At 60.3% G+C, this 15,844-nt stretch carries 17 protein-coding genes and 2 pseudogenes; 3 read left to right on the forward strand and 16 right to left on the reverse strand.

The genetic code is table 11. From position 1 onward, the window contains the following. The first annotated feature begins 51 nt into the window (after positions 1–51). The gene (locus tag BCM02_RS05350) at positions 52–1,113 is read left to right on the forward strand and encodes an LLM class flavin-dependent oxidoreductase (protein WP_148928043.1); all 1,062 of its coding nucleotides are present in this window, start codon (positions 52–54) and stop codon (positions 1,111–1,113) included. 167 nt (positions 1,114–1,280) lie between these two features. On the opposite strand, the gene BCM02_RS05355 is transcribed toward BCM02_RS05350, so the two are convergent. Both BCM02_RS05355 and BCM02_RS05360 read right to left on the reverse strand, forming a co-directional pair. Then, positions 1,281–1,526: a hypothetical protein gene (locus BCM02_RS05355; RefSeq protein WP_148928044.1), complete on the reverse strand. Its 246-nt coding sequence runs from the start codon at positions 1,524–1,526 to the stop codon at positions 1,281–1,283. A gap of 24 nt (positions 1,527–1,550) precedes the next feature. Further along, positions 1,551–1,784, reverse strand: a complete 234-nt coding sequence (locus BCM02_RS05360) for a hypothetical protein (RefSeq protein WP_148928045.1) — start codon at positions 1,782–1,784, stop codon at positions 1,551–1,553. A gap of 208 nt (positions 1,785–1,992) precedes the next feature. On the opposite strand from BCM02_RS05360, the gene BCM02_RS05365 reads away from it, so the two are divergent. After that, entirely contained in the window at positions 1,993–3,216 is a 1,224-nt protein-coding gene (locus BCM02_RS05365; RefSeq protein WP_148928046.1) for a low temperature requirement protein A, read from the forward strand. Positions 3,217–3,372: 156 nt separating this feature from the next. Here BCM02_RS05365 and BCM02_RS36555 read toward each other — a convergent pair. The 14 genes and pseudogenes from BCM02_RS36555 to BCM02_RS05430 form a co-directional block, all read right to left on the reverse strand. Then, positions 3,373–3,738: pseudogene (locus BCM02_RS36555) on the reverse strand (GrpB family protein); the annotation flags it as partial. 47 nt (positions 3,739–3,785) lie between these two features. Beyond that, positions 3,786–3,923, reverse strand: coding sequence for a GrpB family protein (locus BCM02_RS35150; protein ID WP_187434042.1), 138 nt, complete (start codon positions 3,921–3,923; stop codon positions 3,786–3,788). A 37-nt stretch (positions 3,924–3,960) separates the two neighbouring features. Beyond that, positions 3,961–4,209, reverse strand: coding sequence for a hypothetical protein (locus BCM02_RS05375; RefSeq protein WP_148928047.1), 249 nt, complete (start codon positions 4,207–4,209; stop codon positions 3,961–3,963). 25 nt (positions 4,210–4,234) lie between these two features. Next, positions 4,235–4,758: pseudogene (locus BCM02_RS35885) on the reverse strand (histidine phosphatase family protein). Positions 4,759–4,833: 75 nt separating this feature from the next. Beyond that, a complete protein-coding gene (locus tag BCM02_RS05385) occupies positions 4,834–5,853 on the reverse strand; it encodes a DUF2332 domain-containing protein (protein ID WP_148928048.1) in 1,020 nt (339 codons plus the stop codon). Positions 5,854–6,052: 199 nt separating this feature from the next. Beyond that, positions 6,053–7,072 (reverse strand): SDR family oxidoreductase, encoded by a 1,020-nt coding sequence (locus BCM02_RS05390; RefSeq protein WP_148928049.1) that lies wholly within the window; start codon positions 7,070–7,072, stop codon positions 6,053–6,055. Positions 7,073–7,241: 169 nt separating this feature from the next. Then, the gene (locus BCM02_RS05395; protein WP_246183237.1) at positions 7,242–7,745 is read right to left on the reverse strand and encodes a VOC family protein; all 504 of its coding nucleotides are present in this window, start codon (positions 7,743–7,745) and stop codon (positions 7,242–7,244) included. Continuing rightward, positions 7,742–9,121, reverse strand: a complete 1,380-nt coding sequence (locus BCM02_RS05400) for a helix-turn-helix domain-containing protein (RefSeq protein ID WP_148928050.1) — start codon at positions 9,119–9,121, stop codon at positions 7,742–7,744. The genes BCM02_RS05395 and BCM02_RS05400 overlap by 4 nt, the downstream gene beginning before the upstream one ends. A 256-nt stretch (positions 9,122–9,377) precedes the next feature. Continuing rightward, positions 9,378–10,217, reverse strand: coding sequence for an alpha/beta fold hydrolase (locus tag BCM02_RS05405; RefSeq protein ID WP_148928051.1), 840 nt, complete (start codon positions 10,215–10,217; stop codon positions 9,378–9,380). 64 nt (positions 10,218–10,281) lie between these two features. Beyond that, complete coding sequence (locus tag BCM02_RS05410) at positions 10,282–11,208, reverse strand: alpha/beta hydrolase (RefSeq protein WP_187434043.1); 927 nt, start codon at positions 11,206–11,208, stop codon at positions 10,282–10,284. A 190-nt stretch (positions 11,209–11,398) separates the two neighbouring features. Beyond that, a complete protein-coding gene (locus BCM02_RS05415; RefSeq protein ID WP_148928053.1) occupies positions 11,399–11,758 on the reverse strand; it encodes a Lin0512 family protein in 360 nt (119 codons plus the stop codon). 26 nt (positions 11,759–11,784) lie between these two features. Further along, positions 11,785–12,243, reverse strand: a complete 459-nt coding sequence (locus BCM02_RS05420; protein ID WP_425466151.1) for a GNAT family N-acetyltransferase — start codon at positions 12,241–12,243, stop codon at positions 11,785–11,787. 277 nt (positions 12,244–12,520) lie between these two features. Beyond that, on the reverse strand, positions 12,521–13,660 hold the full coding sequence (locus BCM02_RS05425; RefSeq protein WP_148928054.1) for a zinc-dependent alcohol dehydrogenase: 1,140 nt from the start codon (positions 13,658–13,660) through the stop codon (positions 12,521–12,523). A gap of 148 nt (positions 13,661–13,808) precedes the next feature. Further along, entirely contained in the window at positions 13,809–14,099 is a 291-nt protein-coding gene (locus BCM02_RS05430; RefSeq protein WP_148928055.1) for a hypothetical protein, read from the reverse strand. Between the two features lie 194 nt (positions 14,100–14,293). Here BCM02_RS05430 and BCM02_RS05435 point away from each other — a divergent pair, with 194 nt between their 5' ends. After that, positions 14,294–15,802 (forward strand): phytoene desaturase family protein, encoded by a 1,509-nt coding sequence (locus BCM02_RS05435; protein WP_246183238.1) that lies wholly within the window; start codon positions 14,294–14,296, stop codon positions 15,800–15,802. The last annotated feature ends 42 nt before the right edge of the window (positions 15,803–15,844 follow it).

Consider the following 15,844-nt stretch of genomic DNA (forward strand, 5'->3'; position numbering starts at 1 on the left):
AAGTCGAAAGAAACGGGTACACTAGAAGTAACATTCTAGGAGGCGAATCATATGACCGACCACGCACGCACGATGGAAATTGGAATCAGCACCTTTTTGGAGACGACGCCGGACCCGGCCACGGGGGTAATCATGAGCCACGCGGAGCGGCTGCGCAATGCGGTCGAAGAGATCGTATTGGCCGATCAAGTCGGCCTTGACGTATACGGGATCGGCGAGCATCACCGCCCGGATTACGCCGGCAGCGCGCCGGTGACCGTCTTGGCGGCCGCGGCCGCGATGACGAAGCACATTCGGCTGACGAGCGCCGTCACCGTCCTTTCCTCGGACGACCCCGTGCGCGTGTATCAGCAATTCGCGACGCTCGACGGCATCTCGAACGGACGCGCGGAAATCATGGCCGGCCGCGGTTCGTTCATCGAGTCCTTCCCGCTGTTCGGCTACGATCTGAACGATTACGACGAGCTGTTCGAAGAAAAGCTCGAGCTGCTGCTGGCCATCCGTCAATCCGAGAAGGTCAGCTGGCGCGGCGGCCATCGGCCGGCGATTCATAACTTAGGCGTCTATCCGCGCGCGGTGCAAGACCCGCTCCCGGTGTGGATCGCCAGCGGCGGCAACCCGGAGTCGGCGATCCGCGCGGGTATGCTCGGTCTGCCGATCGCCTTCGCGATCATCGGGGGCATGCCGGAGAAATTCGCGCCGCTCGTCGAGCTGTACAAGCAAGCCGCGATTCGCGCCGGCCATGATCCGCGCAAGCTGCAGATCGCGACGCACTCGCACGGTTTCGTCGCAGACACGACGGAGGTGGCTGCGGAATCGTTCTATCTTCCGACGCAAGCGCAGATGAACGTCATCGGCCGCGAGCGCGGCTGGGGACAACCGTATGACCGCGCGACCTTCGACGCCGCGCGCAGCCTGCGGGGAGCGCTCTACGTCGGCGATCCGGAATACGTGGCGGAGAAAATTGTGCTCCTGCGGCAAAATCTCGGCGTCACTCGCTTCTTCCTGCACGTCAACGTCGGCACGATGCCCCACCGCGAAGTGCTGCGGGCGATCGAGCTGCTCGGCACGCGCGTCGCGCCGATCGTGCGCAAGGAGCTGGCGAAAGCTTAAGTTTGCGGAATCCTGCTCTCATGAACGCGAAAGCAGCGGATGGCATAACGCCGTCCGCTGCTTTTTACTTATCCATCGCAAGTACTAACGCCACTACCCCCCGCTGCGAATTACGGACGATCGTATGGCGTTTTTGGATAGAGCGTCGTCCCGTCCGCCGCTAACCCTTAAATTTCGATCGGCGCATTTACCGGCGTTTTATAATAAACGAACCATAGGCGGGCACCCTCAGGCGTCGCGACGATTTTGGCCATCTGGTCGATCGTCCCGTTCTGCATGCGAATCCGAACCGTTGCAATACTCGGATCATCCAGCGCCCCATACGTATAGTTCGCCGGTATGTCCCGGTTGTTGCTTGCAAGCCAGCTTAATCCCGAGTCAGTCTCCGATTTCGAATCCGAGTCCAACTCCACGCTGCCTTCACCGATTACCCATCGCTAATCGTCCCCGGACAGTCGGACGAAACCGGCGTTCAGGCGCCCTGCATCATCCCGGTAAAAAATATGAAGACCATCGCGCAGCGGTTCCATGTGCAAGATTTGCTCTATGGGCTTCTTGGCAGCCTCAATCGCCGACTTCACCTCGTCCGCAATGATGCGAGGCTCCGGTCCCGAGCAGCCTGACAGCCCAGGCAGAAGCAGAATGAGACAAAGCGCAACCGTAAGTTTCAAGTTAGCTCCTCCTCTCGACTTCCACAATTATCCAATTTAACCGATAAGCTGCAGCGTGAATAGCTCGCCTTTACCGCATGTATAACGCGCCGGCGAGAAACTCCGACCTAATCCCTGTACTTCACCCGGGTTTCGCATGCTATAATCTTGTCTAGCGTTCGTATTGGCAAATGTGACCAACACGCATCTACGACATGGAGGGAAGGAAATGAAAAAATCCGTTTCGGACGCGATGCTATTCCGAACCCGGGGGCATGCCGACTCCGGGAAAGTGTCCTTTATCGAACTATTCTTCGATCTGATCTTCGTCTTCGCCGTTACGCAGCTGTCGCACTCCTTCCTGGAGCACTTCACGCTGGAGGGCGCCATTCGGCTGGTGCTGCTGACGATGGCCGTCTGGTGGGTATGGATCTTCACGGCGTGGGTCATCAACTGGCTGAACCCCGAGACGATTCCGGTGCGGCTCCTGCTGATCGGCCTCATGCTGCTCGGCCTTGTCATGTCCACCTCGATTCCCGAGGCCTTCGAGACGACCGGCTTGTATTTCGCCCTATCGTACGCGCTCTTCCAGATCGGGCGTTCCGCCTTCACCGTATGGATGCTGCGCAAAGGCTCGCAACAGCTGCGGATCAATTTCATCCGCATTCTCAGCTGGCTGACCCTCTCCGGCATCTTCTGGATCGCGGGCGGCCTTGCGCATGACGAGTGGCGGCTTGCGCTGTGGGCGGCCGCGCTTGCGATCGAATACGCCGCGCCGTCTCTCGGCTTCTGGACCCCCAAGCTCGGCAAGACGCCGACCGCCGTCTGGGATGTGGAAGGCTCCCACATGGCCGAGCGATGCGGCTTGTTCATCATTATCGCGCTCGGCGAATCGGTGCTGGTGACGGGCGCGACCTTCGCGAAGCTCGAATGGACCCCGGTCACGCTCGCCGCGTTCGCGATCGCGTTCGTCGGCACGGTGGCGATGTGGTGGATTTATTTCGATACGACGGCCAAAACCGGTCACCACTTCATCGCCCACTCCGAAGATCCGGGACGGGTCGCGCGCTCGGCGTACACGTATACGCATCTGCTGCTCGTCGCGGGCGTCATCATCTCCGCCGTTGCCGACGAGCTGATGCTCGCGCATCCGACCGGCCACATGGAGCTGAAGACGGCCGCGGTCGTGGTCGGCGGACCGTGGCTGTTCCTGCTCGGCAATCTGCTGTTCATGCGAATCGTCGTCGGCGCTACGCCGCTCCCTTATTTGACCGGGCTGATCGCGCTTGCGCTGCTCTTCCCGCTGGCCGGCGTCCTCAACGCGCTCACGCTGGCGCTGCTGAGCGTAATCGTGCTGATCGCCGTATCGGCGTGGGGGCACGCATACTCGGAGCGGCTGTGCCGGTTGCAGCCGGCCAAAGCCGCAGCGCATTCCCGCACGACATCCGGTTAAACGAACGCAAAGACCATCCGCAAGGATCTGTCGGCTCCTCCGGGGCCAGCTTCCTTCGGGTGGTCTTTGTCGTTGTCTTAATAGTTGTCTTAGCCTCGCTCTTGCTCCGCCGCCCGCAGCGCCTCCAGAATAAAGGGCGACTTCGCCTTTCGTATAGGCCGCGCGATCGGCCGAATGCGCAGCCGCCAGGCGCAACTTGACGGCGTAATAGGCGTCGCGCGCCGCCGGATTTCCCCGCAAGTAATCCCGGAACCGGATGACGCGCACCCACGATTCGCTGCCCAACCGGTAGACATGCAGGTGATGCGTCCCCGCCCCGCGCGGTCCGCGCCGGAAGAAGCGTCGCTCCGGGAATTCGGCGTGTTCTACGTGCCCGTAGCCGAACACGGCAAGCGGCGCGTTCCACGCATCCGCCATGCTTAACGTCTCGATGCATGCGGCGATATCCAAGATGGGCTTGGCGCCTAGCCCCGGTACGGACGTGCTGCCAATATGTTCAAATACAAGCGTTATATGTTTCACGCAGATAAGTCATCTTGTATTTCTCTGGAACGAAACGCGCATCGCCGCTAAAAGACGGCGCTAGCCGTTTCGCCTTGTATCGCCAGGACGCTTCGGCCGAACAGACGCGCGAGAAGCGCCTGCTCCCGTTCGATTTCGAGCGCCCATTCCGCCCGATACGGTACAATGCATACCGTCCGCTCCATGAGACCGTCACCTCCCGATCATTCCTACGCGTTCGCGTTATCTTGCATCGCCGCCAATCACGGCGCGAAATCCGCGTGCAGAAAACGGTAAATCAAAAAGGCGATCCATCCCAACATCGCGGCCAAGACTAGCAAAATCATCCACCATCCGTGCTTGAGCAGAAAGTTCAACGTCGTCCCTCCCGTCCCCCAGCGCCGGCGCAACGAAACGATCGTCAGGCAGCCGGGCGGTGCTGTTCTGATAGTTCACATTATCCGGGGCGGGCTCGATGCCGGGAAGTACCATTTTTGTCTGGTACCGCATAATGTCGCTAAGTTGACGGAGACTTCGTATGTGGGGCGTAGACGCTGTCATCCCGCTGTGCCCGATAGGCGTGATATTCGCCGTTGGCGCAATGAAACCGAACGAACGCCTCATTGGACAATTCGTGAAAATAACTATGAACGACGCGGCATATGCCGCCATGCGTCACGAACAGCACGCTCCCGCCCGGATACCGGGACAGCGTCTCATCGATCAGCCCGTACACCCTGTGCGCGACCTGCAAAATCGATTCGCCGCCGGGCAATTTTGCGGCAAATTGCTGTTTCGCATGCCGGAATGCTTCGTCATCGCGGGCCGCGCCTTCGTAAATCCGTAATGCTGCTCGATCAGCCGGTCATCCTTTGTTATATGGACACCCCGAGCGTTGGCAATGATTTCCGCCGTCCTCCTTGCCCTCGCAAGCGGCGAAGCGATAATCGCGTCAAAATGGCGGTCTGCCAACGAGGCCGCGATAGCCCGCGCCTGCTCCTCGCCCTTCGCCGTGAGCGGGATGTCCGTCCTGCCGCACACGCGGTTCTGCGCGTTCCATTCGGTCTGTCCGTGCCGGACGACGTATAGCTCCAATACAACGCTCCTCTCTTCCGCCTAACTACTTCCAAGCAGCCACCGGAACCATCTCCCATGTCCATCTGTCTCCGCCAAAACCAGGCTGCGCTGCCGCCGTCCCTTCTGCCAATAATCGAGATGAAGCAGCGGATCCTGCATATTGTTATACAAATGAAAAATATCCCGAGACATGCCTATCTGGTCAAGCTGCGCCATCAACTGATTTTTCTCCACATAGCTGAACTGATTCGCCACGTGGGTATGAAACACGCATACAGCCGCCTCCTTCGGCATGGCCGATACAAGACCAGCTAGCAGCGCGAGAGCGTCCCCTTCCACTAGATCGGGCCGGCACGCATGGACAAGCTTTGCCGCCGAGTCCAGCCTAGTTCTGCGATCATGATGTTCCGGCCAAATCAACGCTTTCAGCCACAAGGCATCCTCCTCCCGTCCAAGATCGTTGACATGCAAGTCAATTCCGATTCGGGCGGCGACTGGCGGGCTCAGCTTCCGAAGGCTCGGCTGGCGCTTACCTCGAATCTCCGAGTCGAGACGGACCAAGGAGGCGGGGCTACCGTACGCATCGACGCCGTTATATCGGTAGGCATACCGATCCCACAACAGCTGCAGTCCCGCGCTGGTGCCGATTTCGACGAGCGTCAACGGCCGAGAGGCGATTGCGTAAATCTCGCAAAAAGCAGGGTACAGGTATGCACAGCGTCCAACTTCGTTCGTCTGCACGCGCCTGCTCTCCAGCAAGGCGACCAGCTCCTGCGCATGGCGACGGCAGAAGTCTCGAAAGCAAGGGAAAGCCAGCGCCTCCGGACGGGCAATCGGGGTAAGGCTGGGGTAATACTCCCGCAGTTCGTGAACGGCCCCCTGCATTAATAGCGCATGAACCGCGCCGAACATCAGGTTCGGGATCGGCTGGCCTGCCCTTGCGCTGGCCGCTATGCGAAGCAGCTCCTCGTCCTCGGCCAGATGAAGCGAAAGCGTCTCATACAATGGGCTAATCCCCCGGCATTCGGCAACCGCGAACGTCTTAAATTGCTCCGCCAATCGAAATGTCTCCGTGATCCCCACTCACCTCCGCCATTTATTGGCATTATAAGCCTCCTTGCCGACAGCGGGAAGATGACGTTTTTTATCGCGGCGAACGCGGATTTTAATCGGTCAAAACGATTGTATAGATGTGAACCTTGTACATTCCTATATGTCGAAAAAACCATCCCTCTCAGGATGGTTTCGTTACTCCGATTCAATTACCCTTGATCGCGGCGATCGCGCCGTCCAGCACGTCGATCACGTTGTCGCACCAGCTGTCGAACTCGGGATCTTCCGTCTGGTATTCGGGATGGTCGAGAATATATTGGACCGTCTCCTTGATGCCCTGGTCGAACCGCTTGGTCGCCGCGAAGCCCGGCACGAGCCGCTTCAGCTTGCCGTTGTCGAACACGACGGAGTTCGCCTTGTCGCCGATCAGACCGCCCGTGTAATCTTCCTTGCTGCAGGCGGCCAGGAATGCCGATGGGACATGAACGGCTCGCAGCTTGACGCCCAGCGCATCCGCGATTGCTTCGTAAATCTGGTTCCACGTGAGCGACTCGTCCGACGTGATTTGCACGGCTTCGCCGATCGCGTGCAGGTTGCCCATCAAGCCGATGAATCCTTTGGCAAAATCGCTGTTATGCGTCATCGTCCAAAGCGAAGTGCCGTCGCCATGGATAATGACGGGCTTGTTCTCAAGCATGCGCTTGGCCACCTGCCACGAACCCCGGCTCCCGTGCACGCCGAGCGGTATCGACCGTTCGTCATAAGTGTGGCTCGGACGGACGATCGTGATCGGGAAGCGATGCTCGCGATACTGCCGGATCAAATATTCTTCGCAGGCGATTTTGTTCCGGGAATATTCCCAGTACGGATTGGCCAGCGGCGTGCTCTCCGTAATGCGGTAGTCTGACAGCGGCTTCTGGTAAGCGGAAGCGGAGCTGATGAACATAAACTGCTTCGTCTTCCCGTGGAACAACCGGAAATCCCGCTCCAGCTGATCCGGGTGGAAGGCGATAAAATCCGCGACGACGTCGAACGACATATGCTCGATAAGCTCCGCCACGCGGGCTTCGTCGTTGATATCGGCCTGCAGCAGCCGGACGTTCTCCGGCAGACGGTCGCCGCGGTTGCCCCGGTTGAGCAGGTACAGCTCGCAGCCTTGCTCCGCCAGCTGCCGCGTGATGGCCGAACTAATAATGCCCGTTCCTCCGATGAATAGCGCTTTCATAATCCACCTCCGCAAAGATTAAGGGCCTGTCACCCTATCTATTCTCCGGAGCACGGGAATAGTCCTTCGCGAGATGCTTTATTGGTTAGTTTTGTCTACTTCATCGGAGCGTCCCGCAGGAAAGAGCTCGAGTACGGCCGCGACTTCGCGGCATCTTCCGAAGGAATCGCTATTCCCGGCACACCATCAACAGATTCCCGTCCGGGTCCTTCACGACGAACCAGTGGTCATGCTCGATGCCGGTTACGAGGTCGGCGCCGATCTCCCGCATATATTGCAGCGAGCCTTCCAGGTCGTCCGTGAGCAGCATGAACGCCGGCGTCGCGAACGGAGGCGCGCCGCCCGGCTCGCTTCCGCCCCAGCGCGGCATCGTGTCGAGGACGATGCCCGTCCCCTCCATCGGCAGCGGGCACAGATGGCCGGCGTGCACCGGACAATCGTCTTCGTTCAAGCCGAGCACCCGGCAATACCAGCCGCGGGCGCGCTCGATATCCCGGACGGGGATGAAAATGCCGCCGACTTTATTCTTGACCGGGCTGACGTTCGCCGCGGTCCCCTGTTCGGATCGCATGTCTGTCATCGCTCTTCCTCCTTGGATCATCGTCAATGTTCGGGGCAGCAACCGCGGCCGATAACTCCCCGGCAGCCGCTCCCGTTCGGATGGCATGCTCATGTCTTCCCCTCCTCCTTCAATCGCCGCCGGGCCGGCACGCAGCATACCGCGATTGCAGAGAACGGTTGGCGAACGTCCATAGGGCGCGGAGCGGGGGCGGCAGCCGAATCCGGCTCGTAATAAACGTAGCCGCATCGCCCCGGGTCCGTCGCGTACTCAGGCGATCCCGCAAGAAAGCGGAGGACGCTTTCCTTCACGCCGCCCATCGGCCCGTGTACTCTGGCGCGCAGGCAGGCGAACAAGCCGCCCTCCAGCTCGGTCTCATCGCCTCCGCCTCCAGGTTCGATGACGCCGTCGAATGCCAGAACGAGCTGGCAATAAGGTTTCCCGTCAGGCGATGAACCGCTGCCCATGTACAGCCGCGGACGCCGCGCCGGTCGCGGTATCCGCTCGGTCAGCCAGCGGACGGCCGCTTCATCCGCGTGCGCTTCGCATTGCTCGCCTTCGGCGCGAAAGCCAATGCCCCGGACCGGCGGACGCTCCTCGATCATGATCGAGACAGCCTCCCGGCCCCGAGAGACCGGCAGATACAGCTTCATCCGCGCGATCCGGCCGCCGAACTGCTGGTACTCCTCCAAGAAAATCCCGCTCCGCAGCTCGAAGGCGCTGCGGGGCAGCCATTCGCCAAGCAATCGATTCCAGGCGTCCGTGATCGCGTCCCCCGGACCGGAAGGCGCCCAAGCCGCCGCGTGCATACCTTCCGGCAGCGATGCGGGCCGCAGATCGCCTTGCGCGGCAAGCTGCGCCTGCTCGTGGACGGCGACGAGCCGATACCCGCAACGGGACGTCATCGCCTCATCCGGCAGATCCACGTTCCAGCCGAACAGCCGGACCTGCGCGATATCCACGCCTGCGCCGGTCAATAGCGCGCGGAATCGCGCCATCGCCGCCTCTTCGATTCCCTCCTCCGCATCGGCCGCGTGCATATAGCCGAGCCCCTGCATCGGCGGAAGGTGCATCACCCGCACGTCGGAGCAGCGATCCAAGGCTTCTTCGCGTCCGCCGGCCGTCACGGATGGACCGGGCGCATCGAACGACTCGAAGCTGTAGATGTTCGCCGATTCCCGGTATTGGACGGGCGTTAAGCCCGTCGTACGCTTGAACGTCCTCAGGAACGTCTGGTACGTGTCGAAGCCGCAATCGAACGCGATCTCGATCGCCGGCAACGCGGTATGGCGAAGCCGGTTGGCGGCCTCGTTGATTCTCCTGTTGCGGATATATGTCTTGATCGGATGGCCGGTCGCCGCATAGAACAACCGGTATAGATTCGGTACCGACATGGCGGCCGCATGCGCAATCTGCGCGAGCTCGAGCGGCTCCCCCAGATTGGCCTCCACATAGTCGATGGCAGGCTGAATGGCCGACTCGGAACGCATACGTCTCCCTCCCCGGTGACGCGCCTGCTCGCGCGCTTGATAAATGCAGCATACCAAATGTTAGGGAAACGGGACTGCCTTTTTTTATCGAAAACGGCGGCGGCAGCCGCATGAATGCAGGCAGCGCCTTCTGTCGCCAAGACGTCAATCGCCTTGGCGTGCCAAGAAGGCCGCCCGCATGCCGGACGGCCTTCCAGAGTCGCCTGCGTTCAACCTCCGACGCTTGACGCGCGCGTATGCCGCTCTTCAGCTTCCTTCACGCCTCCCCGGTATGTCGGACGATCGCGCCGAGAATGACGTCCCAGTCATGCGGATGGACTTCATGTCCCGAACCTGGTAGCCGAACCAGAGTCGCGCGCGGAATTAAGGCTGCAAGCCTCTCGCCGTGGGGGAGCGGAATAATCGGATCCTCCGTGCCGTGGATGACCAACGCGGGCGCCGCGATCTCCGTCGTGCGGGCCAAATACGATTCCCCGCCAGACAGCAGCCCGTGATTATTAATGCGCGCCATATCCACGCTGCGCTTCACTTCTTCTTCCGCCAGCTCGCGCACGCGCGCCTCGTCGAACGGATGAGCCGCACCGGCAAGTACCCGCCATTTGCCGACGCCGAACTCCGCGACCGCCTCGCCATCCGTCCAATCGATGTCGCCCGCTTGGGTAAAGTACGCCATGACCTTCTCTTCCATCGGAGGCAGGTCCGGCGCGAAGTTGGACGTGGCCAGCAGCGTGATGCTCCGCACGCGGCCAGGATGGCGCAGCGCGATCATTTGGGTCAGCATCCCGCCCATGGAAATCCCGACGATATGCGCCCGCGCGATGCCGTACGCATCCAGAATGCGAACGGCATCATCCGCCATATTTTCGAACGTATAGGCGGGCTTCCCCGGCTCATAACCGGTCGAGCGTCCCGTGTCCCGGTTATCGTAACGAATGACGAAGCGTTCCGCTTCCGCCAGCTTGGCGCAGAACGCTTCCTCCCACCAGACGAGCGATGCTTGCGCGCCCATGATTAGCAATACGGCCGGATCAGCGGGATCACCGAAACTTTGCGTGTACAGCTCGACATCTTCATGACGCACAATCCGCTCTTTCATTACCAATTCCCCATTTCGTCGAAAAGGTTGACCTAAACAAGACTCGGACACTCCCTAAGTCTCCTCACTTCTTCCCCGCGTAGAACAACAGGTAGCGTTCCAGCTGACTGCTCCAATACCCGGCATCGTGCCCGCCGGGCGCGGGCGACCAGACGGCGTCGATGCCTTGCGCCTTCAACGCCTCGTACAGCGCTTGATCCTGCTCCGCGAGCGGATCGTACTCCCCTGCGTCCAGATAGACCCGCATCCCCGCCAGCTTATCCGGCGAGATTAACTTGAACGGATCCCGCTTGGCGCGCAGCGCTTCGGACGCGTACAGCCAATCGCGTTGATCCGTGAACAAGTCCGAGGCCGAATACGTCCATAGCGCGGCGCTGTGGGCGCCCACTTTGCCGAACAGTCCGGGGTGATTAAAGCCGAGATAAAGCGCGGCATAGCCGCCCATCGACGCGCCGCCGATAGACCGGCCGCTCTTGTTGTCTTGCGTGCTGTAGCGGTCGTCCACGTAGGGCACGACCTCTTGCATCAAATAATCCTCGTAGCGGCCGATGCTGACCGTCCCGGGATCGCGTCCGTCGGCGGGGCTCGAATTAACGCCGAAGCTGTTCCCATAGTCGGGCGACACGATCAGGAGCGGATGCAGGCGGCCTTCCCGGATGAGTCGATCCGCGACGTCGTCGAGAGACAAATAATCAAACCACGACGCGTGCGTGCCCCCATAGCCGTAAAGCGCATACAGCACCGGGTAGCGCACGTCGGGATCGTATCCAGGCGGGAGATAGACGGACACCGTCATCTCCCGCCCGAGCGCATGGCTCGGAATGCGAATTTGCTCGATTCTGGAACTGGGCGATTCAGCCGGGGACGCCGAGGCGGGCACCCGCGTGACCGATACGGACTCGCCCGGAGCCGTCGGCGGCGTACTCGCGCAGCCCGCGGCGGCAGTCCAGGCTAGCAGACCGAGCAGCGTAGGAATATACAGCGCTTTCATGATGAGGCCCTCCATGTGAATGTGGATAGGTGCTCAAGCGATGACGTCGCTCTCTCGGATATATATTACCATAATTAGTAAAGGAAGTAGCCGCGAAAATAACCGCATCCGTTCTGTCCGCCCTCTACGATCATGGGAAAGTAAAAGCGGCACTCTTCGCAGAATGCCGCTACATAATCGTCGTTGATGCCTAATACCCCACTTCGACCGAGGCAACGACGACGTAAATCAGATCGTTCTTGTCGTCCTTATCGGGCAGCACGACGCCGCTCGTCGTTAACATGCCGCCGTCCATGATCTCGACCGTTACCGTGCCGTAAGGAAGAGCGGCCTTCACCGCCTCATGATCCAGCAGATCGCGGTCGCAGGGGACGGCCAACTTCACGTTCACCTTCATGTTGTCCAGACTGCCGCCCGGCAGCACCGATCGCAGTCCCGGCATCGAATTGTGGTGAATGGCATTCTGAACGGCCCGCACCGCCGCCTTCGTTATGTTCTGCCCGTGCAGATCGGTGCCCATGCCGAGTTCGATAAACATAACTTTCTCCATGTTCCGTACGCCTCCCGCCATCATGATTAGCCGTTCGTTCGCAAAAAATAATGAACGTAGATTTCGTCCCGCTCGTAACCGTTGCGCTCGTACAACCGCTGCGCCGCGGCGTTGCCCGCAGCCGTCGACAGCTCGAGCCCCTTCGCGCGCACGGATACCGCGTACGACTTGGCCGCATCCAGCAGCCGCTGCCCCACGCCATGCTTGCGATGCGCTTCCGCGACGAACAGATCGTTCAGCACGAGTACCGGCTCCATCGAGACGGACGAGAAAGTCGGGTACAACTGCATGAAGCCCGCCGCCTCCCTGCTTGCATCGTCTCTGGCGATAAAAACGACCGATTGGCGGTAGGCCATCCGATCGAACAAAAAGCCGCGCGCTCCTTCCAGATCGGACTGTTGGCCATAGAAAACGCGGTAGGCGTCGAATAGAGCCGCCGCCTCGTCCAAGTCCGCCATTTGCGCCTGTGTGACTATAATCTCCATATTCCCGCAGCTCCTTTCCCGCCAGACTTAATCCGCCCTGTTCGGGTAAACCCTGTAACGCTTGCGTCGCCTCTCTGAACGACGCGTCCAAGCCATAAGCATAGCATAATCTTCCAAGTTGGGACACGGCAAAACCGACTGGCGATTCGGCGCATGCGGGTGGAGCGAATGGAATTACAGGCAGCTATACGCAAAGCCGCTATACGCGCAACAAGCTCCCAAACCGAACATGCGGGTCGAAAGCTTGCCTTTCTTCGCGTGCGCGGCAGTCGTCAAGCTATGGCTTCAGCACCACTTTGATGCAGTCGTCTTCATGGTCGTTGAAAATTTGATACATCGTGCTCGCATGCTCGATCGGCGCGATATGCGTCACGATTTCGCGCGGGTCGAACTCGCCGCTTACGATCTTGTCGAACAGGAGCGGCATGTAATGGATGACCGGCGCTTGTCCCATTTTCAGCGAAATGTTGCGCTCGAACAGTTGTCCTAGCGGGAACATGTTGTAATTCGAGCCGTATACGCCCGTCAGCTGGATCGTGCCGAACTTGCGCACCGCCTCGAGCGCGATATGCACCGCGCTGAGCGTGCCGCCCTGCAGCTTCAGTTTCTGGCCGAGCTTCTCCATGACGGATTTCTTGCCGTCCATGCCGACCGCGTCGATAACGACGTCCGCCCCGCCCTTCGTCTGCTCCCGCAGGAAGCAGCCGATATCGTCGATCTCCTCGAAATTGAACGTCTCGACCTGATTCATCTGCTTCGCTTTGTTCAGGCGGTACGGCAGGCTGTCGACCGCGATGACCCGTCCGGCCCCCTTCATCCACGCAAACTTCTGCGCCATCAAGCCGACCGGCCCGCAGCCAAGCACGACGACGGTATCGCCCTTCTTGACGCCCGCGTTCTCGACCGTCCAATACGCGGTCGGCAGCACGTCGGACATGAAGAGCAGCGACTCGTCCGGAAGCTCGCACGATTCCGGAATGACGAACGGCATGAAATTGCCGTACGGGACGTGCAAATACTGGGCTTGTCCGCCCGGATAGTCGCCATAACGCTCCGTGAAGCCGAAATACCCGCCGGTATCCAGCTCCGGATTTCGGTTCGAATTATCGCACTGGCTCTCCATGTCGTGTTGGCAGTAATGACAAGTGCCGCAGGCGACGTTGAACGGAATGACGACGCGGTCGCCTTTCTTCACCCGCGTGACGTCCGGTCCGACCTCCTCGACGATGCCCATCGGCTCGTGGCCGATGACGTAGTCTTTACGGGCCGGGACGGCCCCCTGGTAGATATGTAGATCCGATCCGCATATCGCGGTCGACGTAATGCGAACGATGATGTCATCCCGTTTGTGGATGGACGGCGCTTCGACTTCTTTGACTTGAATATCCTTCGCTCCCTGGAACGTGACGGCTTTCATTCGATCATCTCCTTCAAATCGGCGTTATGTTGTTAGTAACCAGATTCGGAGGAGATGAAAGCTTAATACGCCGGAATGCCGACCTATCGAGGACAAGCGCTGCCCGCGAGAAGCCCCAAATGAAGCCATCATGATCGAGCGCGTGCGCTTACGGCGTCTGCCCGTAACCGGATTCCCGGGCATCGACGGCGCGCTCCTCGGATAGCGGCCGAGGACTGGCGTCAATCAGCGGCCGGGCGGCTTGCAGCGCGGCGATCGGGAGCCGGCCGGCGTTCACCGCCGCGACAATCGGAGCCATGCGTTCATAATCGCGCTTGCTAATCTTGGGCCGAGGCTCAAGCGACGCCCCGGACTCCCCGTCGGTCTCGGCTTGCGCGCAGATCACCGTCGCGGCGATCAGCACGGCTGCGGCCGATGCGACGATCATCGTTTTGTTCACGATTTCGCCTCCTTGGATGTATTTCCCATAATTAGACGAGATTCGTTCGGAGAAGGTTTGAAAAATAACGGATTGCCGCCTCCATCTCCAAGTATTTCCTCCAACGAAAAGGGTAAAGACTGAAGCTATAGGTCGGGATGCCTGTATGGGCATGCCCGAAGACGAATGACGCACCTAGGAGGAGGAACTTACGCATGTCCGATATTCCCAAAAAAGTCGTCGTCATCGGCGGCGGCATCGGCGGATTAGCCGCGGCCATCCGGCTGCGGGCGGACGGCCGCGAGGTTGTCGTGCTGGAGAAGAACGAACGGGCCGGCGGCAAGCTGAACATCCGCTCCGGCCAAGGTTTTACGTTCGATACCGGACCTTCCTCGCTCGCGATGCCTTGGGTGTTGGAGCGGCTGTTCGCTTCGAGCGGGCGCCGATTGTCCGATTACGTCACGCTCACGCGAGTGGAACCGCAGTGGCGCGTCCGGTACGAGGACGGCACGGAGCTGGACCTGAGCGGCGACCTAGCCCGGCTGCTGGATGCGATCGGCGCCGTGTCGACGGAAGACCGGAAGCATCTCTTGCCCTATTTGGAGCATGCGCGCAGGTTGTACGATCTCAGTCTGAAGAGCTTTTACAAGCATAGTCTAAGCGGTCCGCCCGATCTGCGGCAGCTTCATTCGATGAAGGAGCGGCTTGCCATGGATTCGCGGAAGACGGTTGCCCGGACGACGGCGCGTTATTTTCAAGATTCCCGTATTCGCCAATTGTTCGATACGTTCGCGGCGCAGACCGGTTCGTCGCCGCTGGCCGCGCCCGCGCTGCTCTCGCAGCTCGCGTTCATGCAGCTCGGCCTCGGGCTCTACTACGTCGAAGGCGGCATGTACAATATCGCCCGCGCCATGCTGACCCTGCTGGACGAGCTGGACGTAGAGGTGCGGACGAACGCCGAGGTCGAATCGATCGTCGTCGATCGCGGCGCGGCGGTCGGCGTGCGGATACGCGGGGGCGAATTCATGCTGGCCGACGCCGTCGTCTGCAACCGGGAAGCGATTCCGGCCCATTCCACGCTGCTTACGGAACACCCGAGGCGGGATGAGGCCGTGCGCAAGCTGTCTCGGTTCGAGCCGTCGGCATCCGCGCATATTTTGCTGCTGGGCGTCGGCCGCTCCTACCCGAACCTGCGGCATCACAACTACTTCATGTCCGAAGATCCGGAGCGCGAATACCGCCGCATTTTCCACGAGAAACTGCCCGCGGAGGATCCGACGGTGTATGTCGGCATCTCCAGCAAGACAGACTCGACTCAGGCGCCGGAGGGCAAAGAGAACTGGGTCGTCATCACCCATGTCCCGCCGATCGGCGAAGGGGAAAGCTGGTCGTACCGGCGGGACTACTATCGCGATCTGGTGCTGGATAAGCTCGAGCGGATGGGCGCATCGGGTCTGCGTGCCGCGATCGAATTCGAATACGATTTCATCCCGGACGATCTGCAGGCTCTCTACGGAGCGACCGGCGGCTCGCTCTACGGAGTCGCAGCCGACAAGCGGAAGAACGGCGGTTTCAAAATCCCGACCCGCAGCGCCATCGTCGACAAGCTCTACTTCGTCGGCGGTTCGACGCATCCCGGCGGCGGTATTCCGATGACCGCGCTCGGCGGTCAACTGGCGGCGGACTTGATCCGTAACGATTTCGCGGCGCAGGCCGTTATTTAAGTTAGTCAAAATCGAAGAACCTCGGGCTTTCTTCCTGCGACG

Source organism: Paenibacillus methanolicus (assembly GCF_008124765.1).
GTDB classification, from domain to species: domain Bacteria; phylum Bacillota; class Bacilli; order Paenibacillales; family Paenibacillaceae; genus Paenibacillus_Z; species Paenibacillus_Z methanolicus.